At 68.0% G+C, this 23,605-nt stretch carries 18 protein-coding genes; 7 read left to right on the top strand and 11 right to left on the bottom strand.

The features are described 5' to 3' along the window. Nucleotides 1-807, top strand: an 807-nt coding sequence (locus tag ACZYZ9_RS05845; RefSeq protein WP_463825259.1) for a hypothetical protein, incomplete at its 5' end; no start/stop codon positions are given. A 101-nt stretch (nt 808-908) separates the two neighbouring features. Here the strand turns inward: ACZYZ9_RS05845 and ACZYZ9_RS05840 are convergent. The 5 genes from ACZYZ9_RS05840 to ACZYZ9_RS05820 all read right to left on the bottom strand — a co-directional run bounded on the left by ACZYZ9_RS05840 (nt 909) and on the right by ACZYZ9_RS05820 (nt 9,216). Then, nucleotides 909-3,485 (bottom strand): PE family protein, encoded by a 2,577-nt coding sequence (locus tag ACZYZ9_RS05840; RefSeq protein ID WP_463825258.1) that lies wholly within the window; start codon nt 3,483-3,485, stop codon nt 909-911. A 299-nt stretch (nt 3,486-3,784) separates the two neighbouring features. After that, entirely contained in the window at nt 3,785-6,274 is a 2,490-nt protein-coding gene (gene pheT / locus ACZYZ9_RS05835) for a phenylalanine--tRNA ligase subunit beta (RefSeq protein ID WP_463825257.1), read from the bottom strand. Further along, complete coding sequence (gene pheS / locus ACZYZ9_RS05830) at nt 6,274-7,317, bottom strand: phenylalanine--tRNA ligase subunit alpha (RefSeq protein WP_463825256.1); 1,044 nt, start codon at nt 7,315-7,317, stop codon at nt 6,274-6,276. Before pheS ends, pheT begins: the two co-directional genes overlap by 1 nt. Before the next feature lie 168 nt (nt 7,318-7,485). Beyond that, complete coding sequence (locus ACZYZ9_RS05825) at nt 7,486-8,298, bottom strand: rhomboid-like protein (protein ID WP_463825255.1); 813 nt, start codon at nt 8,296-8,298, stop codon at nt 7,486-7,488. 9 nt (nt 8,299-8,307) lie between these two features. Continuing rightward, nucleotides 8,308-9,216, bottom strand: a complete 909-nt coding sequence (locus ACZYZ9_RS05820; RefSeq protein ID WP_463825254.1) for an adenylate/guanylate cyclase domain-containing protein — start codon at nt 9,214-9,216, stop codon at nt 8,308-8,310. A gap of 204 nt (nt 9,217-9,420) precedes the next feature. Here ACZYZ9_RS05820 and ACZYZ9_RS05815 point away from each other — a divergent pair, with 204 nt between their 5' ends. Beyond that, entirely contained in the window at nt 9,421-10,476 is a 1,056-nt protein-coding gene (locus tag ACZYZ9_RS05815) for an oxygenase MpaB family protein (protein ID WP_463825253.1), read from the top strand. On the opposite strand, the gene ACZYZ9_RS05810 is transcribed toward ACZYZ9_RS05815, so the two are convergent. From ACZYZ9_RS05810 to infC, 4 genes are all read right to left on the bottom strand, one after another. Then, nucleotides 10,429-11,244 (bottom strand): TrmH family RNA methyltransferase, encoded by an 816-nt coding sequence (locus ACZYZ9_RS05810; RefSeq protein WP_463825252.1) that lies wholly within the window; start codon nt 11,242-11,244, stop codon nt 10,429-10,431. The genes ACZYZ9_RS05815 and ACZYZ9_RS05810 overlap by 48 nt on opposite strands. A 10-nt stretch (nt 11,245-11,254) precedes the next feature. After that, nucleotides 11,255-11,644 carry a 50S ribosomal protein L20 gene (rplT, locus tag ACZYZ9_RS05805; RefSeq protein ID WP_463825251.1) on the bottom strand — a complete coding sequence of 130 codons (390 nt, stop codon included), beginning with the start codon at nt 11,642-11,644 and terminating at the stop codon, nt 11,255-11,257. Nucleotides 11,645-11,723: 79 nt separating this feature from the next. Further along, complete coding sequence (rpmI, locus tag ACZYZ9_RS05800) at nt 11,724-11,918, bottom strand: 50S ribosomal protein L35 (protein ID WP_463825250.1); 195 nt, start codon at nt 11,916-11,918, stop codon at nt 11,724-11,726. A 42-nt stretch (nt 11,919-11,960) separates the two neighbouring features. Beyond that, nucleotides 11,961-12,551 (bottom strand): translation initiation factor IF-3, encoded by a 591-nt coding sequence (infC, locus tag ACZYZ9_RS05795; protein WP_463825461.1) that lies wholly within the window; start codon nt 12,549-12,551, stop codon nt 11,961-11,963. Nucleotides 12,552-12,900: 349 nt separating this feature from the next. Here infC and lysX point away from each other — a divergent pair, with 349 nt between their 5' ends. The 4 genes from lysX (at nt 12,901) to ACZYZ9_RS05775 (ending at nt 19,222) form a co-directional block, all read left to right on the top strand. Next, a complete protein-coding gene (gene lysX, locus ACZYZ9_RS05790) occupies nt 12,901-16,281 on the top strand; it encodes a bifunctional lysylphosphatidylglycerol synthetase/lysine--tRNA ligase LysX (RefSeq protein WP_463825249.1) in 3,381 nt (1,126 codons plus the stop codon). Nucleotides 16,282-16,327: 46 nt separating this feature from the next. Next, the gene (locus tag ACZYZ9_RS05785) at nt 16,328-16,576 is read left to right on the top strand and encodes a hypothetical protein (protein WP_463825248.1); all 249 of its coding nucleotides are present in this window, start codon (nt 16,328-16,330) and stop codon (nt 16,574-16,576) included. Next, the gene (locus ACZYZ9_RS05780) at nt 16,569-18,278 is read left to right on the top strand and encodes a serine/threonine-protein kinase PknH/PknJ (RefSeq protein WP_463825247.1); all 1,710 of its coding nucleotides are present in this window, start codon (nt 16,569-16,571) and stop codon (nt 18,276-18,278) included. Before ACZYZ9_RS05785 ends, ACZYZ9_RS05780 begins: the two co-directional genes overlap by 8 nt. Before the next feature lie 71 nt (nt 18,279-18,349). Further along, complete coding sequence (locus ACZYZ9_RS05775) at nt 18,350-19,222, top strand: DMT family transporter (RefSeq protein WP_463825246.1); 873 nt, start codon at nt 18,350-18,352, stop codon at nt 19,220-19,222. Between the two features lie 56 nt (nt 19,223-19,278). Here ACZYZ9_RS05775 and uvrA read toward each other — a convergent pair whose 3' ends face one another. Beyond that, the gene (uvrA, locus tag ACZYZ9_RS05770; protein ID WP_463825245.1) at nt 19,279-22,188 is read right to left on the bottom strand and encodes an excinuclease ABC subunit UvrA; all 2,910 of its coding nucleotides are present in this window, start codon (nt 22,186-22,188) and stop codon (nt 19,279-19,281) included. Between the two features lie 136 nt (nt 22,189-22,324). On the opposite strand from uvrA, the gene ACZYZ9_RS05765 reads away from it, so the two are divergent. Further along, nucleotides 22,325-23,002 carry an MBL fold metallo-hydrolase gene (locus ACZYZ9_RS05765; RefSeq protein WP_463825244.1) on the top strand — a complete coding sequence of 226 codons (678 nt, stop codon included), beginning with the start codon at nt 22,325-22,327 and terminating at the stop codon, nt 23,000-23,002. A 6-nt stretch (nt 23,003-23,008) separates the two neighbouring features. Here ACZYZ9_RS05765 and ACZYZ9_RS05760 read toward each other — a convergent pair whose 3' ends face one another. Further along, nucleotides 23,009-23,449 (bottom strand): universal stress protein, encoded by a 441-nt coding sequence (locus ACZYZ9_RS05760; RefSeq protein ID WP_463825243.1) that lies wholly within the window; start codon nt 23,447-23,449, stop codon nt 23,009-23,011. Between the last annotated feature and the right edge of the window lie 156 nt (nt 23,450-23,605).

Below are 23,605 nucleotides of genomic sequence, written 5' to 3'. Positions count from 1 at the left end.
GGCGGGCTGAACACCCTGGTCAACCTGGCCGGCAACCTCACCCTGCCCGCCCTGCCCGGCTTCCCCGGCTTCACCTTCCCCGGCCTGGACCTGGACTTCGGCCTGCCCGGCATCACCATCCCCGGCATCCCCGGACTGTCGCTGCCCAACTTCGGCGCCGCCCTGACCGGCGGGCTGAACACCCTGGTCAACCTGGCCGGCAACCTCACCCTGCCCGCCCTGCCCGGCTTCCCCGGCTTCACCTTCCCGGCATTCGACTTCGACTTCACCCTCCCGACCTTCAACTTCCCAGCTCTGCCGATGCTGAGCGCGTCGCTCAACGTCAGCGCACAGGTCGCGGCGAACCTCGGCGCAGCGCTGTCGGGTGCCTTCAACGCCGGACTCGAAGGTGTGGTCAATTCTGGTCAGGTTCTGGCGGCAAGCTTGAGCGCTGGTCTGACGGGGCTTACGCAGACCGGGGCGAATCTGACGGCCAATCTCCTCGGCGCTCTGAGCGGTAGTACCGGAACCGGTTTCGCCCTGGCTGACATCTGGCTGGATGCCGCCAACGAGGTCGCCTCCGTCTTCGGTGGAGCCCTCAACAGCAGCATCAATGCTGGTCTTGCCGGGTTTGGCCAGACCGGCGGGGCGTTGACAGCAGGCCTGCAGGGTGCGCTCAACGGCTTGACTCAGACTGGCGGTGCGTTCTTGGGTTCGCTCGATGACGTCGCCCTCAGCTTGGCCCTGGCCGGTAATGCCGCACTGACCAACTTGCAGTTGGCTCTTCAGGCCGCGATCAATGCCAGCTTCGGCCTGAACGTGGGTTAGGCGACAGGCCCGGCCGCCATTTGTGGGTTTGGCCGGGCCTCAAGCCACTGGCAGCTCAACGGAATCCTGCAGCTCGAACTCGTCGCTCAACTGCAGATCTACTACGCGATAGCTCGCGCGAGTTGTGCGGGCGCGTAGTTCAGCAGCGCCGGAACGATGCCACCAGCGGTAGTACCACCGAGCACGATGGTGATCGGCGGCAACGGGGAAACCGTCACTGTCGCGGTGAACGGTCGTAGCGGCGAAAGAATGCCGCCGATCGGAACACCGACTGTTGCCGGGGGCAATCCGGGTAGCGCCAAGGCCAGCGGCAGCGTCGCCTCGCCGTTGAGGAAGGCGTCGGTGATGATTGCCGGCGATTCGACAAGTGTGGTCAAAGCCGCCGCGAAATTGCCCGCCTGAACGGCATTGACGAAAGTTGTCGCGCTATTGACCGTGGCTATCGTGCTGGTGAGAGGTGCTCCTAGGGCATCGACGGCCAGCGCCAGCGGCAAGCCGAACGTGATGCTGCCGCTCAGCGTCGTGGTGTTGATCGCCGCGGCGATATTGGTGTCCAGCACGGTGTCGATCACGTTGGTGACGTTCTGCGCGAACTCACCCGGGATGCTCAAGATGGGCAACAGGTCACCGAGCGTCCCGACCAGCTTGATGTTCGACAGGTCCGCAGTGTCGAGGCCACTGATCAGGGTGTTGAGCAGTGCACCTCCGACGACGCGCACCGCGCCACCGGTGTCACCCGCCAGAAGGTCCTGGAAGGCCACTTGCAGGCTGGAGGGTATGCCCGCCACCCCAATCGAGAAGTCGCGCGTCGCATTGGTGAGCGACGTCAGCGTCAGCCGCCCATAGTCGTACTGGTTAGCCAGGATCTGCTGCAGGAACGACGAAGGGTCGGCCAGGTAACTGCTGCCGATGCTTCGCAAGTTGGCAACGGTGTTGTTGAACAAATTCTCGTACGGTTCAAGGATCGGAATGCTGTCGCCCAAGCCGGCAGCTACCGCTGCGGCCCCGGGAGCGCCGCTCTGCCCAAAGAGCAGACCGGCGGAACCTGCGTTGCCGCCGCCTCCCTTGGCGCCGGCCCCGGCAGCACCCGCGCCACCACCGCCGCCCGGGCCGCCGTCTCCACCATTCCCGGCAATCGCGGCGTCACCGCCGTTACCACCGGCGCCGCCAGTACCGCCAGTGCCTGCCTGAGAACCAGTCCCGGTGTGAGATCCCCCGGTCCCACCCTCCCCACCGGTTCCGCCACCACCAACCAGGAAGCTGGCTCCGCCGGAACCACCCGCACCGCCGGTGCCACCGGGTTGGCTGCCTCTGGCGGTAGTCCCACCAATGCCGCCGTCGCCGCCACTACCGCCGGTGCCATAGAGCAACCCGCTGGCACCTCCCTGGCCGCCGGCCCCGCCGGTCCCGCCGGACAGGGCGCCCAAAAGGCTGGAGGTGCTGGGTCCGCCTGTGCCGCCGAACCCCCCGGCGCCGCCGTTGCCGATGAGGCCGGCGCTGCCACCAGCACCGCCGATGCCGCCATTACCACCTGTCAGTGCCAGTCCGGACGTGGTGCCACCGTTTCCGCCAGCTCCACCGGCACCCCCGTCGCCGTACAGCAGTCCGGCGTTTCCACCCCGTCCGCCGGCGCCACCGGGTCCACCGATTCCCAAGGTGGCGCCGCTGGCGGCACCGCCACCTCCGCTGCCACCAGATCCCAAAATTCCGACATTGCCGCCAGCACCACCGGCCGCCCCGCCGGTACCCCCGGACGATCCCCCGGCACCCCCAATGCCGACCAACGTGTCTCCGCCGCTGCCGCCGGCCCCGGCGGTACTCGTTCCACCCTCGCCGCCGTTGCCGAAGAAGGCGTTTCCGCCGTTGCCAGCCGGACCCGTCGTACTGGATCCGCCGGCACCACCGCTACCGATGAACCCGCCGTCCGCCCCGGCGGCTCCGGTCCCGGCCCCGCCGCTGCCGCCGTCGCCGACGAACAGGCCGGCCTGACCGGCTGCGCCGCCGGACGGCCCGGCGCCACCACCGCCGCCGTTGCCGAAGAACAGGGCGCTGCCGCCGGCGCCGGCCGCACCCGTGCCACTGCCCCCGCCAGCGCCTCCGTTGCCGTAGAACAATCCACCGGTGCCGCCTCGGCCTCCGGCGCCGGCACCGACCCCGGTGCCCCCAGCACCACCATTGCCGAACAACCCCGCCGCACCGCCGTTGCCGCCGGCGCCATCCGTGGGACCGCCCGCCCCGCCCTTGCCGCCATTACCGAACAGCAGCCCACCCGGCGCGCCGTCGCCGCCTGCGCCTGACCCGGTTCCCGCAGCCCCGTCCGCGCCGTTGCCGATCAGCGGGCGGCCCAACAGTGTCTCGGCGGGCGAGTTGATGGCTGCGGCCAGGGCCTGCGACGCGTTGGCCGCCTCAGCGGCCGCGTACGAGGCCGCACCCGCGTTCAAGGTCTGCACGAACTGGGCGTGAAACGCCGAGGCCTGCGCGTTGAGCGACTGGAATTGTTGGCCGTAGACCCCGAACAGCTGGGAAACCGCCGCCGACACCTCGTCAGCCGCGGCAGCCGCTAACGTCGTCGTCGGGGCCGCCGCGGCGGCAGCGGCGTCGCCGAGCGCCGTGCGAATTCCGGCCAGATTGTCAGCGACCGCGGTGAACAGATCTGGCGTTGCAACCAAGTACGACATTGTTGGCTTCCTCGCTTCGTTGCAGAGTTCGCCTGATCTGTCTCAGGGTGTATCGCAGCCTAAATCGACTCCCGACAATGCGCGGGAATTTACTTGGATTGGCACCTCGCGAATTGCTGCATACCAACTGCGTGCTGCGCCACTGCGCGGACCTGAGGGGATCAACTAGGGAAGGCAGCAGGCTCGTCGGCTCGAAAGCGAGCCCAGCGGAGATCCGTCAAGTTCGCGACTGGATCATTGCAGTTCGGACGAAGAACAATTGATTTCGCAGCATCGGCCTCAATTCGGCAACCATGTAATCAACCGCGCAGAACGGCGCCGACCCGCTCGGCCGCAACCCGCACCGCCGCGTCCCGCGCCGCGCTCGCGTCGTCTTCGGTCAGCGTGCGGTCGGGCGCGCGGAACCGCAGCGCGAACGTCAGCGATTTGCGGTCATCGCCGAGTTGCGCACCGACGTAGACGTCGAACAGTTGAATGTGTTCGAGCAGTTCGCCCGCACCTGCACGGACGGCGTCCTGCACCGCCTGCGCGGGCACGCCGGCGGGCACCACCAGGCTCAGATCCTGGAACACAGCCGGGAACGGTGACACCCGGGGTGCCGGCAGCACCCCAGCGGTGGGGATCGCGTCCAGGTTCAACTCCAGCGCGCAGGCGCCACGCGGGAGGCCCCCGCGCTCGATGACGGCGGGATGCAACTGCCCGGCGTGACCGATCAGGGTGTCGCCGATAAGCACTTCAGCGCATCGACCCGGATGCCACGGCAGGTACTGCGTCGCCCGCAGCGTGACCTCGATTCCGCTGGCGCGCGCAATGATCCGCACCGCCTCGAACGCGTCGGAGGCTTCGACGGCACGACCCGGCCCCCACGGGCCGCGCGGCTCGCGCAGCCCCGCCAGTACCGCGGCGACATGCTGGGGTTGCCGCGGCAGCGACGCGTCCAGTGCCGCGATCTCGGCTGTCGTGGGCCGGCGATCGACCGGGATCAACCCGACGCCGCGGGTGTGCTCGGTGGGTTGCACCACCTGCGCGATCGCGAACAGCGCCAGATCGCCGATACCGCGGGATACGTTGCGGCTCAATGCTTCCAGTAACGCCGGCAACAGCGTGGTGGCCAGCTGCGGTCGGTCGGCTTCCAGCGGGTTGACCACGTTGGTGGTGTTGCGGCGGGGGTCGTCGGCCGCCAACCCCCACACGTCGAATGCCCCGGCCGGCAGAAACGGCGTCGGCAGGATCTCGACGTAGCCGGACAGGGCCAGCGACTTGCCGACCGCACGGCGCCGCTGCTGTTTGGCCGTGAGCCCGCGACCCGCGGGCGCCGCCGGGAGCACCGACGGAATGCCCTCCAAGCCCTCCAGCCGCAGCACCTCCTCAACCAGGTCGGCGGGCTGCTGCAGGTCCGGACGCCAGCTGGGCGGCGTGACGGTCAGGGCGTCGCCTGCTGCGTCCACCCGGGCCCCGATCCGGGTCAGACGCCGCGCGGTGGTCCCTGGCGGGTAGCTCACCCCGGCGAAACGGTCGGGCAGGTTGGCGGGGATCGTGATCGGCCGACCGGCCCAATCCGCGACGGGTGGGTCGCCTCGCCAATCGGTCAGTGTGGGTTCGGCCGTTCCGCCGGCGATCTCCACCAGCAGTTGGGCGCAGCGATCCAATACGGCCACCGAGATGGCCGGGTCGACGACGCGCTCGTACCGGCGGGCGGCCTCACTGGGCAGATGGAGTCGACGCTGGGTGCGCGAAATCGCCGCCGGATCCCAGACGGCGGCCTCGAGCAGCACCTCGGTGGAGTCGGCACGGACCTCGGTGCTGGCCGCCCCCATGACGCCGCCGATCGCGGTGGTCGCGACGTCGTCGACGATCAGGACGTCGGCGGGTTCGAGCTTGCGCTCGATGTCGTCGAGGGTGACGACGGTTTCACCGGCCCGCGCGAAACGGACGGCGAAGCCACCGGTAATCCGGCTCCGGTCGTGCGCGTGCATCGGGTGGCCGAGTTCGAGCATGACGTAGTTGGTGACGTCGACGGCCAGTGACGTGGCCCGGATGCCGCACAGCAGCAGTCGTCGTTGCAGCCACCACGGTGACACCGCGACGGGGTCGATGCCGGTGACCGGACGCAGCGCGAAGCGGCGCACCCCGGTGGCGGGGTCCACCGTCAGCGGCCAGGCCTGCCCGTCGACGGGCAACGGCGCGACCTGCGCGGCGGGATCCACGAAGTCCAGGTCGTAGGCGCAGGCGATCTCGCGAGCCAGGCCGCGCACCGACATGGCGTACCCACGGTCGGGGGTGATGGCCAGATCGAAGACGACGTCGTCGAGACCGAGCACCGCCGCACCGTCGGCTCCTGGTTCGGCGGTTCCCGGAGGCAACACCAGGATCCCGGAATGATCTGTGCCCAAACCGAGTTCGGCGGCTGAACAGATCATGCCGTGGGAATTACGCCCGTAGGTCTTGCGCGCGGCGATGGTGAAGTCCCCGGGCAGGGTGGCCCCGGGTAGTGCCACGACAACCAGCTCGCCGACCGCGAAATTCGTTGCACCGCAGATAATTTCCTGATGTGCATCGGCGCCGACATCCACCAGACATGCCCGGATGGGTTTCTTGAATCCGGTCAGCTCCTCGATCTCGGCCACCCGGCCCACCCGCAGCGGCCCGTCGACCGGGCCGAGCGTGTGCACCTCTTCGACCTCGTGACCCACCCGGACCAGCGCCTGCTCCAATTCAGCGGAGCTGACCTCCCAATCCGGGGCACCGGCGCGGACCACCTCGCGCAACCAGCTGTACGGAACCCGCATCAGGCACCTACCCCGAACGGCAGCGAGAACCGGACGTCGCCTTCGACCATGTCGCGCATGTCGGGAATACCGTTGCGGAACTGCAGGGTTCGCTCCAGACCCATCCCGAAAGCGAACCCGGAGTAGACCTGCGGGTCGATTCCTGCGGCGCGCAACACATTCGGATGCACCATGCCGCAGCCGCCCCACTCCACCCAGTCCGCGCCGCCCTTCTTGCCCTCGAACCACACGTCGACCTCGGCGGAGGGTTCGGTGAACGGAAAGAAGTGCGGGCGCATCCGGGTCCGGGCCAGCGACCCGAATTCGGCGCGCGCGAACGCGTCCAGAGTGCCGCGCAGGTGCGCCATGGTCAGCCCGCGGTCCACCGCCAGACCTTCCACCTGGTGGAAGACCGGCGTATGGGTGGCATCGAGTTCGTCGGTGCGGAAGGTGCGCCCGATCGAAATGATGTACACCGGTAATTCCCGCTCCAACAGCGTGCGCACCTGAACCGGGGAGGTGTGGGTGCGCAGCAGTTGCCGCGAATCCTCCGGCGCGATGTAGAAGGTGTCCTGTTCGCTGCGGGCGGGGTGGTCCGGCGGGAAGTTCAGCGCGTCGAAGTTGAACTGCTCGGTCTCGACCTCCGGCCCCTCAGCCAGCTCCCAGCCCATCGCGACGAAGGTGTCGGCGATGTGCTCGGCCAGAATTGTGATCGGGTGCCGCGCACCGGTCGGCTGCCGCGTCGACGGCAGCGTGACGTCGATACGCTCGGCGACCAGCACGGCCGCGTCCCGCTCGGCGCGCAAAGCAACCAGGCGCTCGTCGTAGGCGCGCTGCGCCTCCCCGCGCGCGATGTTGACGCGTTTGCCGGCGTCAGCGCGTTCATCCTTGGGCAGTGCGCCCAGCGCTTGCCGGGCGAGCGCGAGCGGTGACCGATCGCCGAGGTGTTCGGTCTTGGCGTGCGCGAGCGCATCCAGGCTGGCGGCGGCGGCGATGGCTGATCGCGCGGCCTCAAGCGCCCGCGTCAACGCATCCGGCGACAGATCGACGGGTTGGTCACCCACGCGACGGCACTCTCCTTGCTGACGGGGCTGGTTGGCCACTACCCCGTGCGGTGGGCCCAAACGCGGCCCGCATCAGCGGCGATGAGGTTTGCGACACGGGTATGACGCAACTGCCGATCATAAGTCATGCGATGTTGTGTCAGAGATCACCACAGCGCGCGCCGATCGTCAGGCGCTGACCCCCGGCAGTGGCTGGTCCAGGGCGCCCGCGGCCACGGGCTGCGGCGGTGTCCCGGGGCTGAACCGACGAGCCAGGAGGTGGGCCGCCACTGCACCGATCACTCCCAGCACTGCGCTGATGGCCATCCCGACCATGCTGTGCGCCAGGACCAGGAAGCCGAAGCCCGCAGAATTGAGCAGCATCAGGCAACGCACCGGCGTCCAGCGGGCGGGCACCCGGAATCGCAGGCCGATCGACATGCCCAGGATCAGGGCGATGGCGTGGCCCGCGTTGGTGAACTCCCCGCCCACGACGGCCGCGGACAGGCCGACCGCCAGCCACCAGACGATCCACGCCGGCCGCCAGTAACGCGGGATTGTCGCGGTCAACCCGCCGAGCACCGCCAGCGCGCCGTAACTCATGCCGACGTCGCTGGCTCGGGTGATCGACCATGGCATCCAACCCTCTTTGACCGCCGCCGCCAGCGCTGCGGCGACCAGCAGCGTCGCACCGATGTGGCCGATCAGGAAGGTGGTTACCAGCCGGAGGGAGTGCAGCTGCAATTCGGCCAGGACAAGCAAACAGGTCAGGAACGGCAGCCAGAAATACAGTGGACCGGCCTCCACGACGAACGCGCTGCCCAGCAGGGTTCCCAACCGCCCGTGCGCGAGGTTGTGCAGGTTGGTGCTGGCGTGACGGATGATCCGGTCGTGCGCCTGCGGGCTGATGACCAGCATTGTGGTGCTCACCGCGAACAGGATCGCCACATAGCCCGCGCTGATACGTACGCGGGACAGTCGGGCGAAGATTTGGGCAAACATCAGCTCCCACTATGCCCGGGCGTTTGTCTCATCCGTGTTATCACCGGCTGACAAGTCCCTGCCAGTCTTGAGGCGATAGATCGCCAAGTCCGGCGGGATACCGGTGAGTTTGCTGGAAAACATCGGTCGGCGCGCTCGCCGCGCGGTGACACCGAGTTCGTCGAGCTCGCTTTGCGGGATCAGATCCAGAGTCGGGCTGGAGATCATGACGCCGCCCTTGGTCGCGCGTTCCATCACCCGCGCGGCGATGTTGACGTCGACGCCCAGCCAGTCCGAGCCCAGCCGCTGCGGCCTGCCGGTGTGGATCCCGACCCGCATACGTGGCGAATAACCTTGAACCTCAACGTCTTTGATGGCCTCCTGAGCGGCCATCACCGCCCTGACCGCGGTGCCGGGACGCCGGAACACGGCCATGATGCCGTCGCCCATCCGCTTGACGATGTGGCCGCCCGCGTCGAGCAGCGGGGATTCCACCGCGCGGGCCACCTGCCGCAGCAACGTGAGGGCCGCGTCGTCCCCGGCTTCCAGCGACCAGGTGGAGTATCCGACCAGGTCGGTGAACACCAGCGTCACTTCGGGGTTTGCCGGACGTCGCGAGACGGCCTCGGTCATCGCCTGCCAGACCTGCAGCACGCCCAGACTGACTTCGCGGGACGCCGCGTCGCGGTCCCCCAGCAGCCGGTCGGCGGCCCGCGCGGCGGCACTGGGCCCGCCCTCGCCGGCGGTGGACAGCGGATCGCCGAACTCGGGGTCGCCGGGCAGCAACCGCCGGGCGCGCTTGACGAACCCGACCACACCGGGGCTGCGGTTGGTGCTGCTCAGCCATTTCGCCGGGGACCGTCGCCGGGGGGCGTCTTTGACCGCTGTCGCGGTGTCGCCGGAACCGCCGGACTGCGGTTCGTCTGGCCCGTCCTCCACTCGGCCAGGTTAGGTGCTCGCGGCTCACGCCGGCAACGAGGTCCGTGCCACACGTGTTGAAGAATGAGGCAAATGCGCTGATCACGCGGTTGCGGCGGGGCTATGGAGAGTCCATAACACAGATGCGACACATATGTTCAAATCGTGGACAACGCGTGTTGTCAACGCTTATCGTGAGGCCACATTGGCGCTTTGGAGGCCGTGATGACTGCCACATCGACGACAGCGGCTGACCCTCTCGGGCCCGACTCGCTGACCTGGAAATACTTCGGAGACCTACGCACCGGAATGATGGGCGTCTGGATCGGAGCGATCCAGAACATGTACCCGGGGCTGGGTGCGGGGGTCGAGGAGCATTCGATCCTGTTGCGCGAACCGCTGCAACGGGTGGCTCGGTCGGTCTATCCGATCATGGGAGTGGTCTATGACGGCGACCGGGCGTCGCAGACCGGCAGCCAGATCAGGGGCTACCACGCGACCATCAAAGGCGTCGACAACGCGGGCCGGCGCTATCACGCGCTCAATCCGGAAACGTTCTACTGGGCGCACGCCACGTTCTTCATGCTGGTGGTCAAGGTCGCCGAGTACTTCTGCGGCGGGCTGACCGAGGCCGAGAAGCGTCAGCTGTTCGATGAGCACGTGCAGTGGTATCAGCTGTACGGGATGAGCATGCGTCCAGTGCCCAAGTCATGGGAGGAGTTCCAGGAGTACTGGGAGCGGGTTGGCCGCGAGGAGCTGGAAATCAACCAGGCCACCTTGGACATCTTCAACATCCGGATTCCGAAACCGAAGTTCGTGCTCATGCCCACACCCGTATGGGACCAGATCTTCCGACCGCTGGTGGCGGGTCAGCGCTGGATCGCCGCGGGCCTGTTCGAGCCAGCCGTCCGGGAGAAGGCGGGCATGCATTGGACGCCCGGCGACGAAATTCTGCTGCGGGTGTTCGGCAAGGTCGTCGAGTTGGCGTTTCTGGCCGTGCCCGACGAGATCCGGCTGCACCCGCGCGCGCTGGCCGCCTACCGTCGCTCGGCAGGACAGATCCGCAGCGACGCGCCGCTGGTCGAGGCACCCCGGTTTGTGGCGCCGCCGCGCGACCGGCGCGGCCTACCGATGCATTACTTCCCGCCGCGGCCCAGCACCCGGCTCCCCTCGCCGCTGGACCCGGCCCGCGCGCTGATGGAACGCGCGGGATCGCTGATGCACAGCACGCTGTCAATCGCGGGCTTGCGGCCCTCCCGGGGACGCACCCGCGCCGCGTAACGCACGCGAGCTCTGATACAGGCAGATCGCTGCCGAAGCTGCGACGTTGAGGCTCTCCGCTCCCCCGGACATCGGGATATGCACCCGGTGGTCGGCCCGTCGGGCAATGTCGGTCGGCAAGCCGTGGGATTCCGGGCCGAACAACCACGCCGTCGGCTCGCCCAACAGTGCACCGGCGTCGTCGAGCGAGGTCTCGCCGTCGATCGTCGTCGCCAACGCCTGCAGACCGGCCGCCCGCAATCGGGTCAGTACCCCGGCCGCGTCCGGGTCGACGACGACGGGGACCGCGAAGATGCTGCCGGTGGAGGCGCGCAAGCACTTGCCGTTATAGGGGTCGACGCTGTGGCCGGTGAAAATCACCGCAGCCGCGCCCATCGCGTCAGCGATCCGGATGAGCGTGCCCGCGTTGCCGGGTTCGCCGAGGTCCACGGCGACCGCCACCAGCCGAGCGGACGTGCCCAACACCTCGTCCAGCCCGGTGTCCGGGATCCGGCAGACCGCGACCAACCCGGACGGGGTGACGGTCTCGGACAACGCCTTGGCGGCCCGCTCGGTCACCAGGTGCACCGGCACCTGCGGCCCGTTGAGCAAGCCTTCGTGGCGCCGTGCGGCGTCTTCGGTGACGAAGATCTCCCGGATCAGACGGCGCGCGAGCGCCGCCTCGACCAGGTTCGGGCCTTCGGCCAGGAAAAGTCCCGCCCGGCGGCGGCCGACCTGGCGGTGCAACTTCACCGCGGCGACCACCCGCGCCGAGCGTTCCGTGAGCACGGCCGGCAGGTTAGGCAGCTTCTCCCGACGGGGCGTTGACGTCCCCGGGCAGCGCGGCGCGGGCCACCTCGACGAGCGCGGTGAACGCGGCCGGATCGGTGATCGCGATATCGGCGAGGTTCTTGCGGTCCACCTCGACACCCGCTGCCTTCAGACCCTGAATCAGCCGGTTGTAGGTGATGTCGTTGGCACGTGCTGCGGCGTTGATCCGCGAGATCCACAACTTGCGGAACTCGCCCTTGCGGGCGCGGCGGTCACGGTAGGCGTAGTTCAGCGAATGCAGCTGCTGCTCTTTGGCCTTGCGGTAGAGCCGGGATCGCTGACCGCGATAGCCCTTCGATGCCTTCAGGACGCTGCGCCGCTTCTTGTGGGCGTTGACCGCCCGCTTTACGCGTGCCATGGGGGTTCCTACTCTCGTTCAAACGTGATCGGTCGGGGGCTGACGCCAGCCCGAGGTCGGTGGATGGGACGACGCGCGGTCAGCCGTTGAGCAGCGAGTTGATCCGCTTGGCGTCGTTGGGCGACACGACGGTGCGACCGTCCAGTCGCCGGGTGCGCTTGCTCGCCTTGTGCTCGAGCAGGTGCCGGCGGTTGGCTTTCTGGCGGACGATCTTCCCGGTGCCGGTGCGCCGGAACCGCTTCGAGGCCCCGCTGTGGGTCTTGGCCTTGGGCATGATTCTTCGGTTCCTTCTGGTTCTTCGAGGTTGTACTGGCAGTTAGTTGGCCGACGGCGTGTCGTCGTCGGCGGGCACGGCGCCCGGCTCGCCGTCGTGGCGCGCCTTGGCGCGGGTCTTCGCGCCGCGGTGCGGTGCCAGCACCATCGTCATGTTGCGGCCGTCCTGCTTGGCCGACGTTTCGACGAATCCGTATTCGGCGACGTCGGCTCCCAGACGCTGCAGCAGTCGGTAACCCAACTCGGGCCTGGACTGCTCGCGTCCGCGGAACATGATGGTCACCTTGACCTTCGAGCCGGCTTCGAGGAAGCGGACCACGTGGCCCTTCTTCGTCTCGTAGTCGTGGTCGTCGATCTTGGGTCGCAGCTTCTGTTCCTTGACGACGGTCTGCTGCTGGTTCCTGCGCGATTCGCGCGCCTTCTGCGCCGCCTCGTACTTGTACTTGCCGTAGTCCATGATCTTGCAGACCGGTGGTCTGGCGTTCGGAGCAACTTCGACAAGGTCGAGATCGGCGTCCGCGGCGACGCGAAGTGCGTCTTCGATACGCACGATGCCTACCTGCTCTCCGCCAGGGCCGATCAATCGAACTTCAGGCACGCGAATGCGCTCGTTGACGCGGGTCTCAGTGCTGATGGGGCCTCCCTCGTTGGCTGCTATTCCACGCGGCCCAGGCCGGTACCGGGCCGGGAACAGCGGAGGGGACACCAACCATCAGCAAAAAAGCCCTGCAGCAGCAGGGCCCAATGCCGACCGGTCACGGCCTGAAATCACTCAAACCGCCAGCGCCGAAACGCAGAACAGACATCTCGGAAAATGCCTGTGACCGGACCGGATAACCTGCAAACTGGCTCAGACGCCTGCTCGTGGTCACCGGTGGGAGTGGGACTCCACTTAACGTTCCCTGGCCGTGGCCGGGATGGTCGCAGCAGTCAGTCTAACAGCAGTAATGCGTGGGCTCGGCAACGCGCCACTTAGCGAGGGGATGGCATGCTCAGGATTTTCCCGGTCTCAACGAATATCCTCGCCGTCTGTGACACTCACTAAGGCTCATTCGGCGCGCCGGGCGCGTTCCCGGTACCACTGGCTGCCCGCCGCAGCCGGCTGGACGGTCGGCGTGATCGCGACCGTATCGCTGCTGGCCAGCGTCTCGCCGCTGATCCGCTACCTGATCCACGCGCCGCGGGTGTTCATCAACAGCTACCTGTTCAACTTCCCCGACACCAGCTTCGCCTGGTCGTTCGTGCTGGCCCTGCTGGCCGCGGCGCTGGCCGCACGCAAGCGCATCGCCTGGCTGGTGCTGCTCGGCAACATGGCGGTCCACGCCGTGCTGAACGCCGCCGACATCGCCGCCGGTGGAAACACCCCGGCTGAGGCGTTCGGCGAGAACCTCGGCTTTGCCTTCCACGTGGTGACGATCGTCCTGCTGGTCTTGGGCTACCGGGAGTTCTGGGCCAAAGTGCGCCGCGGCGCGCTGCTGCGGGCGGCCGCGGTGCTGGTGACCGGTGGTGCGATCGGCATCCTCGCGTCGTGGGGCCTGGTCGAGATGTTCCCCGGCAGCCTCGCGCCCGGCGACCGGCTCCCTTATGTCGTCAACCGCGTGATCGGCTTCGGCGTGGCCGATCCCGAACTGTTCACCGGGCGCCCGCACGTCTTCCTCAACGCGATCTTCGGGCTCTTCGGCGCCTTCGCGTTGATTGCGGCGACGATCGTGCTGTTCATGTCCCAGCGCGCCGACAATGCCCTGACCGGCGAGGACGAGTCGGCGATCCGCGGGCTGGTCGAGTTGTGGGGCAAGAACGACTCCCTGGCGTACTTCGCCACCCGCCGCGACAAATCAGTGGTTTTCGCCCCCAGCGGGCGCGCCGCCATCACTTATCGGGTCGAGATCGGTGTCTGCCTTGCCAGCGGCGACCCGGTGGGCGACCCGCGGGCGTGGCCGCAGGCCGTCGAGGCCTGGCTGCAGTTGTGCCAGACCTACGGCTGGTCCCCGGGCGTCATGGGTGCCAGCTCGGCGGGGGCGCAGATCTACCGTGAGGCGGGACTCAACGCGCTCGAGCTGGGCGACGAGGCGATTCTTCGCCCCGCTGATTTCAAGTTGTCCGGACCCGACATGCGGGGGGTGCGTCAGGCGGTGACGCGGGCGCGCCGGGCCGGGCTCAGCGTTCGCATCCGGCGCCACCGCGACATCTCCGAAGAAGAGATGGCGCAGACGATCGCCCGGGCAGATGCCTGGCGCGACACCGAAACCGAGCGCGGTTTCTCCATGGCACTGGGCCGGCTCGGTGATCCGGCCGACGCCGACTGCCTGCTGGTGGAGGCCATCGACCCCAACCACCAGGTGGTGGCAATGCTGTCGATGGTGCCGTGGGGCAGCACCGGCGTCTCCCTGGACTTGATGCGGCGTTCTCGCCAGTCCCCCAACGGCACCATCGAGCTGATGGTCAGCGAGTTGGCTCTGCGTGCCGAAACCCTTGGCATCAACCGCATTTCGCTGAATTTCGCCATGTTCCGGGCGGCGTTCGAACAGGGCGCGCAACTCGGCGCCGGACCGGTCGCCCGGTTGTGGCGCGGGCTGTTGGTCTTCTTCTCGCGGTGGTGGCAACTCGAGACGCTCTACCGCTCCAACATGAAGTACCAGCCCGACTGGGTGCCCCGTTACGCCTGCTATGACGATGCCCGGTTGATGCCGAAGGTCGGTGTCGCTTCAGCGCTGGCCGAGGGTTTCCTCTCGCTGCCGTTCACCCGACGCGACAAGGTGCACACCGGCCACCATCCCGCCGTGCCGCAGCGACTGGCGGAGTCCGGGCTGTTGCACCCCGATGGCACCGCGCCGGACATCAGCGGCCTGCAAGTCGACGACCTACCCGAGACCGAGGACGGCCGGCGGCGCCAGCCCGAGCAGGTGCGGGTACGCCTGGCGAAGCTGAAGAAACTGCGCGACAACGGCATTGACGCCTACCCCGTGGGTGAGCCGCCGACCCACACCGTCGTCGCGGCGCTCGATGCCGACGACGAGACCAGTATTTCGGTGTCGGGCCGGATCTTGCGAGTGCGCAATTACGGTGGCGTGCTGTTTGCGCAGCTGCGCGACTGGACCGGTGAAATTCAAGTGCTGCTGGACAATTCCCGTCTGCAACAGGGTCGTGCGGCTGATTTCAACGCCGCGATCGATCTCGGTGACCTGCTGGAGATGTCCGGCCACATGGGTTTCAGCGACAAGGGCACCCGGTCCCTAATCGTGACCAGTTGGCGTCTGATCGGGAAATGCCTGCGACCGCTGCCGGATAAGTGGAAGGGACTGACCGACCCCGAGGCCCGCGTGCGGACCCGCTATGTGGACCTGGCCGTCAATATCGAATCGCGCGACCTGATCACCTCGCGCAGCGCCGTGCTGCGTTCGATCCGCGAGACGCTGTTCGCCAAGGGATTCATCGAGGTCGAGACACCGATCCTGCAGCAGGTGCACGGTGGAGCCACCGCCCGCCCGTTCGTCACCCACATCAACGCCTACACGATGGACCTGTTTCTGCGCATCGCCCCGGAGCTCTACCTCAAACGGCTCTGCGTGGGCGGCGTGGAACGGGTCTTCGAACTCGGCCGGGCGTTCCGCAACGAAGGCGTCGACTTCAGCCACAACCCGGAATTCACCCTGCTGGAGGCGTATCAGGCGCACGCCGACTACATGGTCTGGGTCGACGGGTGCCGTGAACTGATCCAGAACGCCGCCGAGGCCGCCAACGGCGCCCAGACCGCGATGCGGCCCCGAAGCCAGGATGACTCGGTCAGCTCGGGCGGGCTCGAGCCGGTCGACATCTCCGGAGTCTGGCCGGTCAAGACGGTGCACGACGCGGTTTCCGAAGCCCTCGGCGAGCACATCGACGCCGACACCAGTCTGGCCAAGCTGCGCAAGCTGTCCGACGCCGCCCGCATCCCGTATCGGGGGTACTGGGACGCCGGCGCGGTGGTGCTGGAGCTCTACGAGCACCTGGTTGAGGACCGCACCGAGAAACCCACGTTCTACACCGACTTCCCCACCTCGGTGTCCCCGCTGACCAGACCGCATCGGAGCAAACGCGGTGTCGCCGAACGCTGGGACCTGGTGGCGTGGGGGGTCGAGCTCGGCACGGCCTACAGCGAACTCACCGATCCGGTGGAACAACGGCGACGCCTCGAGGAGCAGTCCCTGCTCGCCGCCGGCGGCGACCCCGAGGCGATGGAGCTCGACGAGGACTTCCTGCAGGCGATGGAATACGCGATGCCGCCCACCGGCGGGCTGGGCATGGGCGTGGACCGGGTGGTGATGCTGATCACCGGGCGCAGCATCCGCGAGACGCTGCCCTTCCCGCTGGCCAAGCCGCATTAGCTCGTGATCCGGATCGCCGATAACCGGGGCAAGTAACCTATCGGGCATGCCCGAGCAACCGTCTGCTCCCGACGCCGAGCCACCGCCCGACGTCGGCTACGACAAGTCCGGCGTGCCGACCTTCGACTCGGTGCGCGAGAAGATCGAAAACCGCTACGGCGCCGCCCTGGGCGCCGAGGAACTCGCAGCCGAGACGGCCGAGGGCCGCTCCGTCGCAGACGAGTACGAGCAGCGCCAGCGGGCCGCCGCCCAGCGCCTGGCGCAGATCCGGGAGTCGATGCGCACCGATGAGTGACACCGTCCCGACCTCGCGCGCGGGTCTGCAGTTCGGACCCTACCGACTCGGACGACTATTGGGACGCGGTGGCATGGGCGAGGTCTACGAGGCCCATGACACGGTCAAAGACCGCACTGTCGCGCTCAAATTGATGTCCCGGGAGTTGAACTCCGATGCAGTATTCCGCAGGCGCATGCAACGCGAAGCCCATACCGCGGGGCGTCTGCAGGAACCACATATCGTGCCGATCCACGACTACGGCGAAATCGACGGCCAGCTGTTCATCGACATGCGCGTCATCGAGGGCGAGGACCTCGGATCGCTGCTGAAGCGCACCGGCGCACTGCCGCCGCCGCGCGCAGTGGCGATCATCACCCAGGTGGCGGCCGCGCTGGACGCTGCGCACCGCGCCGCGGTCATCCACCGCGACATCAAACCGGAGAACATCCTGATCACCGGCGACGACTTCGCCTACCTGGTCGACTTCGGAATCGCCGCCGCCGCAACGGATCAGCAGCTCACCAGGACAGGGACCGCGGTCGGCAGCTGGCGTTATATGGCACCCGAACGGTTCTCCGACGACGAGACCACCTACCGCTCCGACATCTACGGCCTGGCCTGCGTGCTCTACGAGTGCCTCACCGGTGTGCCGCCGTACCAGACGCAGAACCTCAGCGCCCTGATGGCCGCGCATTTGATGCAACCGATCCCGCAGCCGAGCCGGGTGGGCCGCGGCGTGCCGAGGGCTTTCGACGACGTGATCGCGCGCGGCATGGCCAAGGAACCCGAGGCCCGCTACCCGACCGCCGGAGACCTCGCCCGCGCCGCCAACCACGCGCTCAGCGCGCCGGACCAGGACCGCGCAGCCACCATGATCGCCCACAGCCAGCACTACGCTCCGCCGCCCAGCGGTCCGGTGCCCCGGCACTGGCCGGCGCCACCGCCTCCACCATGGCAACCGGCCCCGCAGCGCCGACGCTGGCTCATACCCGCCGCCGCGCTGGTGGTCGTGCTGACCCTGATCGGTGCCGGCAGCTGGGTCGCCGTGAACCGCAACGACAATAGCGGCGGGCCACCGGTAAGCCGTGAGACCACCACCGCCACCAGCACCGCCACAATTGCCACCACAACCTCGGCGGCACCGACAGTTACTGCTGCACAACTAGATTCGTTGCTGCTCAGCCCAACGGAGATCGACGCGCTGGTATTCACGACGGGCATCGTCGTCGACCACAACGTGACGGAGATGAAGGACCCGGGACCGGAGAACTCGTTGTCCGATGAACGATGCCTCGGGCCGCTCATCGGTTATCAGACGCGGACCTACAAGAGCAGTGGTTACACCGGGATGCTTGCGCAACTCTTGAAGAAGCCGAATTCCGATCCGGGCTACGTGGTGGTGCAGGGCGGGGTCATCTTCGCCTCGGCCGACCAGGCGCTCGCATTCGTCGCTGGTCAGGCGGAGTCGTGGCGCTACTGCGCCGGCAAGACCGTGACTCAGGTCAACCAGGGTAAGACCTCGCAGTGGACGTTCCGGGACGTCAGCGGCACTCCACCGTCTATCGCGATGCAGCGCACGCTGGCCGGCAGTTCGGTGATCTGCCAGCACGTGCTGAGCGCGGCGTCCAATGTGGTCTTCGATGTCAACGTCTGCGCACCCGCAACCGTCAACCAGGCCAGGCTGATCGCCAATCAAATGGCCGCCAAACTACCCCAGTGATCCTGAGCTCTCGCTGACCGGGCTGAGTCACCTATTGACGTAAGGGGTATGTCCCGGACATGGATTGGCTGATGTCGCACGCTGCTGCGATCGGCTCGGCGCTACTGGCGTCGTTGGTCGCGGCGGTGGGCATCGTGGTGCGACAAGCTGCCCTGCAACGACCCGGGGAGGATCACGCGAGCGCGGCGGCCGTGCTCCGCGACCGGTTGTGGTGGGCCGGGACAGCCGCCGCCGGTGCCGGTTACGCATTTCAGGCCATGGCACTGGCGCACGGCTCCCTGCTGCTGGTGCAGCCGCTGCTGGTGTCGTCGCTGCTGTTCGTGCTGCCGCTGAGCGCCCGTCGGTCCGGCGACCGGGTGACCGGGGCCGAGTGGGCGTGGGCGACACTGCTGACGGCCGCCCTGGCGGTCTTCGTGCTGGTGGGTCAACCGCGGGAAGGGCACTACCGGCCGCCGGTGCCGGCGTGGACGATGGCGCTCGCTGTCGCGGTACCGGCCGTCGTGGTCTGCGTGCTTGTGGCCCGCCGCACCACCGGCCGGACCCGTGCAGCGGCGCTGGGCGTCGCGGTGGCGGTCGGCCTCGGCATGATCGCGGTGTTGACCAAGACCTGCACCCATCGGTTCGGGGCGGGCGGCTGGCATGCCCTGCTCACCGTCCCGGCGCCGTATCTGCTTGTGGCGCTGGCGATCCTGGTGACCGTGTTGCAGCAGTGGGCCTTCAAGGCCGGCGCGCTGCAGGCCTCGGTACCGATCATGCTGGTCGGTGAACCCGTGGTCGCGGTGCTGCTCGGCGTGATCGTGCTGGGCGAAGTGCTGACCGTGCACGGCGTCGGCGTCGTCGCGCTGCCGGCCGCGGTGGCGGCGATGTTGGCGGCCACCGTCGCGCTGGGCCGCGGCGAGGGCGCTCAGACCGAGGAAGCGGCTCGGCAACCGCTGGTTCGGTGAGATCCGGCCCACTGTCGGTGCGTGCGGCAGCAGGCACCTGGCGGCGCTGGTGCCGCCTACGCGCTGACCTTGCGGCGCTTGGTGCTGCGCCGGCTGGCCACGGGCGCCGCGCCGAGTAACTCGGCGAGGAACTTGCCGGTATAGCTTTCCGGCACGGCTGCGATGTCCTCCGGAGTGCCTTGCGCGACAACGGTTCCGCCGCCGGCGCCACCTTCCGGGCCCATGTCGACGATCCAGTCCGAGGTCTTGATCACGTCCAGGTTGTGTTCGATGACGATCACCGTGTTGCCCTTGTCGACCAGGCCGCTGATCACGGTGAGCAGCTTGCGGATGTCGTCGAAGTGCAGGCCGGTGGTCGGCTCGTCGAGCACGTAGATGGTGCGCCCGGTGGAACGCTTCTGCAGTTCGGAGGCCAGCTTCACGCGCTGCGCCTCGCCACCGGACAGGGTGGGCGCGGGCTGACCGAGCCGCACGTAGCCCAGCCCGACGTCGACCAGGGTGCGCAGGTAGCGGTGGATGCCGGAGATCGGCTCGAAGAACTCCGCCGCCTCCTCGATCGACATGTCCAGCACCTCGGAGATGGTCTTGCCCTTGTAGTGCACCTCGAGGGTCTCCCGGTTGTAGCGGGCGCCCTGGCAGACCTCGCACGGCACGTACACGTCGGGCAGGAAGTTCATCTCGATCTTGATGGTGCCGTCCCCCGTGCACGCCTCACACCGGCCGCCCTTGACGTTGAACGAGAACCGGCCCGGCTGATAGCCGCGCACCTTGGCCTCGGTGGTGGCGGCGAACAGGGTGCGGATCTTGTCGAACACTCCGGTGTAGGTGGCCGGGTTGGAGCGCGGGGTGCGCCCGATCGGCGACTGGTCGACCCGCACCAGTTTGTCCAGGTGATCCAGACCGGTGACCCGGGTGTGCCGGCCCGGCACCTGGCGGGCGCCGTTGAGCCGGTTGGCGAGCACCGCGGCCAGGATGTCGTTGACCAGCGTGGACTTGCCCGAGCCCGACACTCCCGTCACCGACGTCAGGACGCCCAGCGGGAACGAGACGTCGATGCCGCGCAGATTGTGCTCGCGGGCGCCGACGACGGTGAGGCGGCGCTTGGGGTCGACAGGCCGCCGCAGCGCGGGCATCTGGATGCTCTCCCGGCCGGACAGGTAGGCGCCGGTGATCGATCGTGTGTTGCGCAGCAACTCGTCATACGGCCCGCTGTGCACGATGTGCCCGCCGTGCTCGCCGGCGCCGGGGCCGATGTCGACGATCCAGTCGGCGTGTTCGATGGTGTCCTCGTCGTGCTCGACGACGATCAGGGTGTTGCCCAGATCCCGCAGCCGGGTGAGGGTTTCGATGAGCCGCCGGTTGTCTCGCTGGTGCAACCCGATGGACGGCTCGTCCAGCACATACAGCACACCCACCAGCCCGGAGCCGATCTGGGTGGCCAGCCGGATGCGTTGCGCCTCACCGCCGGACAGGGTGGCCGCCGCCCGCGACAGTGACAGGTATTCCAGCCCGACGTCGAGGAGGAAGCCCAGCCGCGACTGGATCTCCTTGAGCACCTGACCGGCGATCGCCTGTTCCCGGGTGCCCAGGGTGAGGGCGTTGAGGAAGTCCGAGCAGTCGGCGATGGACAGCTCGCACACCTCGGCGATGGACTTCGGGCCGAGATTTCCCGCCGTCAGGGACACTGCCAGGATCTCCGGCTTGAGCCGGGTGCCCTCACAGACCGGGCACGGGATGTCCCGCATGAAGCCCTCGTAGCGTTCCTTCATCTGTTCGGACTCGGTCTGGGCCATCTTGCGCTGCAGGAACGCCAGCACGCCCTCGAACTCCGCGTAGTAGGACCGGGTGCGGCCGTAGCGGTTGCGGTAGCGCACGTGCACCTGCTCATCGGCACCGTCCAGGATCGCCTTGCGCGCCTTGGCCGGCAGCTTGCGCCACGGGGTGTTGACGTCGAAGCCCAGCGCGTCACCCAGGCCCGCCATCATCCGGACGAAGTACTCCGCGGTGTGCCCGGTCGACCACGGCGCCACCGCGCCCTGCGCCAGGGTGAGTTCCGGGTCCGGCACCACGAGGTCGGGGTCGACCTCTTTGCGGATGCCCAGACCGACGCATTCCGGACAGGCGCCGTAGGGCGAGTTGAACGAGAACGAGCGGGGTTCGAGGTCGTCCACAGCCAGGGCGTGCGCGTTGGGGCAGGCGAGCTTCTCCGAAAACCGCTGCTCGCGCGGCCGGTCGTGCTCGTCGCGGTCGTCGGGGAATTCCAGTACGACGATTCCGTCGGCCAGGCCCAGCGCGGTCTCCACCGAGTCGGTCAGTCGCTGCTTGGCGGCGGCCTTGACGGTCAGCCGGTCCACCACGACCTCGATGTCGTGTTTTTCCTGCTTCTTCAGCTTGGGCGGCTCGGTCAGCGGGTGCACCACCCCGTCCACCCGCACGCGGCTGTAGCCCTGCGCGTTGAGCTTGTCGAACAGGTCCGCGAACTCGCCTTTGCGGGTGCGGACCACGGGGGCCAGCACCAGGAAGCGGATGCCCTCCTCCATGGCCAGCACCTGGTCGACGATCTGCTGCGGCGTCTGGCGTGCGATGCGCTCGCCGCAGATCGGGCAATGCGGCGTGCCCGCGCGGGCGTACAGCAGTCGCAGGTAGTCGTACACCTCGGTGATGGTGCCGACGGTGGACCGCGGGTTGCGGTTCGTCGATTTCTGGTCGATGGACACCGCCGGCGACAAGCCCTCGATGAAGTCGACGTCCGGTTTGTCCATCTGACCCAGGAACTGGCGGGCATAGGCCGACAGCGACTCGACGTAGCGGCGCTGCCCTTCGGCGAAGATCGTGTCGAACGCCAGAGAGGACTTCCCCGACCCGGACAACCCGGTGAAGACGATCAGCGCGTCCCGGGGTAGGTCGAGGTCGACGCTGCGCAGGTTGTGCTCACGCGCGCCCTTGACAATGAGGCGGTCGGCCACGCTGCCCCTTTCAAATTCTGTGCTGCCCGGCCATGACGGGCTGGCCATGGCGCAGGCCGTATTCCATGCTAGGTGTCGCCCCCGACAAGCCCCTGCCAGGTAACGCCCCTGCTTTCGCCAAGTAGCGTGACCGGGTATGACAGCCCCGAACGACGACTACACCGGACACGTGGAACCGGGCACCGCGGCCCGGCGCTCGCTGCCCGGCGCGACGATCCTGAAGGCCTCGGTTGGCCCTATGGACAACAACGCCTACCTGGTGACCTGTTCCGCAACCGGAGAAACATTGTTGATCGACGCCGCCAACGACGCCGACGTACTCATCGACCTGATCCGACGCTACGCGCCCACGGTGTCGCTGATCGTCACCAGCCACCAGCACTTCGACCACTGGCAGGCGCTGGAAGCGGTCGCCGAAGCCACCGGCGCCCCGACCGCCGCACACGAGATCGACGCCGAGCCGCTACCGATCAAGCCCGATCGTTTGCTGGCCAACGGCGACACCGTGCAGATCGGCGAATTGACGTTCGATGTCATCCACTTGCGCGGGCACACACCGGGATCGGTGGCGCTGGCGCTCGGCGGGCCCGCGACGGGCGGGGTCACCCAGCTGTTCACCGGAGACTGCCTGTTCCCGGGCGGCGTCGGCAAGACCTGGCAGGAAGGCGACTTCGAGCGGTTGCTCGACGACGTCTCCACCCGGGTGTTCGACGTCTACGCCGATGACACCGTCATCTACCCCGGCCACGGCGACGACACGGTGCTGGGTGCCGAGCGCCCGCACCTGGCCGAATGGCGCGAACGCGGCTGGTAGCCAACGCTACGTGGTGTGCACGATCAGGACGTCGACCTTGGCCTTGCGGGAGACGTTGGCCGGCACCGACCCCAGCAACCGCCCCGCAATAGTGCTCAGGCCGACGTTGCCGACCACCAGCAGATCTGCCTTCTCCGACTCGGCGAGTTGCACGAGGGCGTCGACCGGGGCGCCCTCGATCGCGCGCTCGTCGACGTTCTTCGCGCCCGCGATGTGCGCCCGCTCCTTGGCGGTGTGCAGGATCTCGTAGATCGGGGCGGTACCGGTCACTTTGTAGCTCTCGCCCTTGAGCGCGTCGACCGCGCGCGCGTCGTCGTTCTGGGGCAGATAGGCCGAGGCGATGATCAGCTTGGCGTCCTCTCCGGCGATCCGGGCCGCCCTTTCTACCGCGCGCAGCGACGAATCCGAGCCGTCGGTCCCTACGACCACGGTTTGATAGGCGCTCATTTACCCTCCCAGGTGTCGGTTTCCGCCAACCCAAGACAGTATCGCGTTGCTGGACATAGTTGGGAGAGATTCGCGGCGTGGCAGCCCTCACGGTGGGGCCCCGGAAGCCGCGCCGGTCACTATCGGCAGATCCGCAACAGTCGGGCATGCGAGCCG

This window comes from Mycobacterium sp. IDUB_28, from assembly GCF_055419285.1.
This window is presented reverse-complemented; position numbering and strand designations above follow the sequence as displayed.

Coding starts and splice junctions, on each gene's coding strand:
- ACZYZ9_RS05780 (WP_463825247.1), top strand. CDS start 16,569: ATGAGTGACACCGTCCCGACCTCGCGCGCGGGTCTGCAGTTCGGACCC.
- rplT (WP_463825251.1), bottom strand. CDS start 11,644: ATGGCACGCGTAAAGCGGGCGGTCAACGCCCACAAGAAGCGGCGCAGC.
- ACZYZ9_RS05765 (WP_463825244.1), top strand. CDS start 22,325: ATGACAGCCCCGAACGACGACTACACCGGACACGTGGAACCGGGCACC.
- ACZYZ9_RS05760 (WP_463825243.1), bottom strand. CDS start 23,449: ATGAGCGCCTATCAAACCGTGGTCGTAGGGACCGACGGCTCGGATTCG.
- ACZYZ9_RS05785 (WP_463825248.1), top strand. CDS start 16,328: ATGCCCGAGCAACCGTCTGCTCCCGACGCCGAGCCACCGCCCGACGTC.
- ACZYZ9_RS05815 (WP_463825253.1), top strand. CDS start 9,421: ATGACTGCCACATCGACGACAGCGGCTGACCCTCTCGGGCCCGACTCG.
- pheT (WP_463825257.1), bottom strand. CDS start 6,274: ATGCGGGTTCCGTACAGCTGGTTGCGCGAGGTGGTCCGCGCCGGTGCC.
- ACZYZ9_RS05775 (WP_463825246.1), top strand. CDS start 18,350: ATGTCGCACGCTGCTGCGATCGGCTCGGCGCTACTGGCGTCGTTGGTC.
- rpmI (WP_463825250.1), bottom strand. CDS start 11,918: ATGCCCAAGGCCAAGACCCACAGCGGGGCCTCGAAGCGGTTCCGGCGC.
- ACZYZ9_RS05825 (WP_463825255.1), bottom strand. CDS start 8,298: ATGTTTGCCCAAATCTTCGCCCGACTGTCCCGCGTACGTATCAGCGCG.
- ACZYZ9_RS05840 (WP_463825258.1), bottom strand. CDS start 3,485: ATGTCGTACTTGGTTGCAACGCCAGATCTGTTCACCGCGGTCGCTGAC.
- lysX (WP_463825249.1), top strand. CDS start 12,901: ATGGCATGCTCAGGATTTTCCCGGTCTCAACGAATATCCTCGCCGTCT.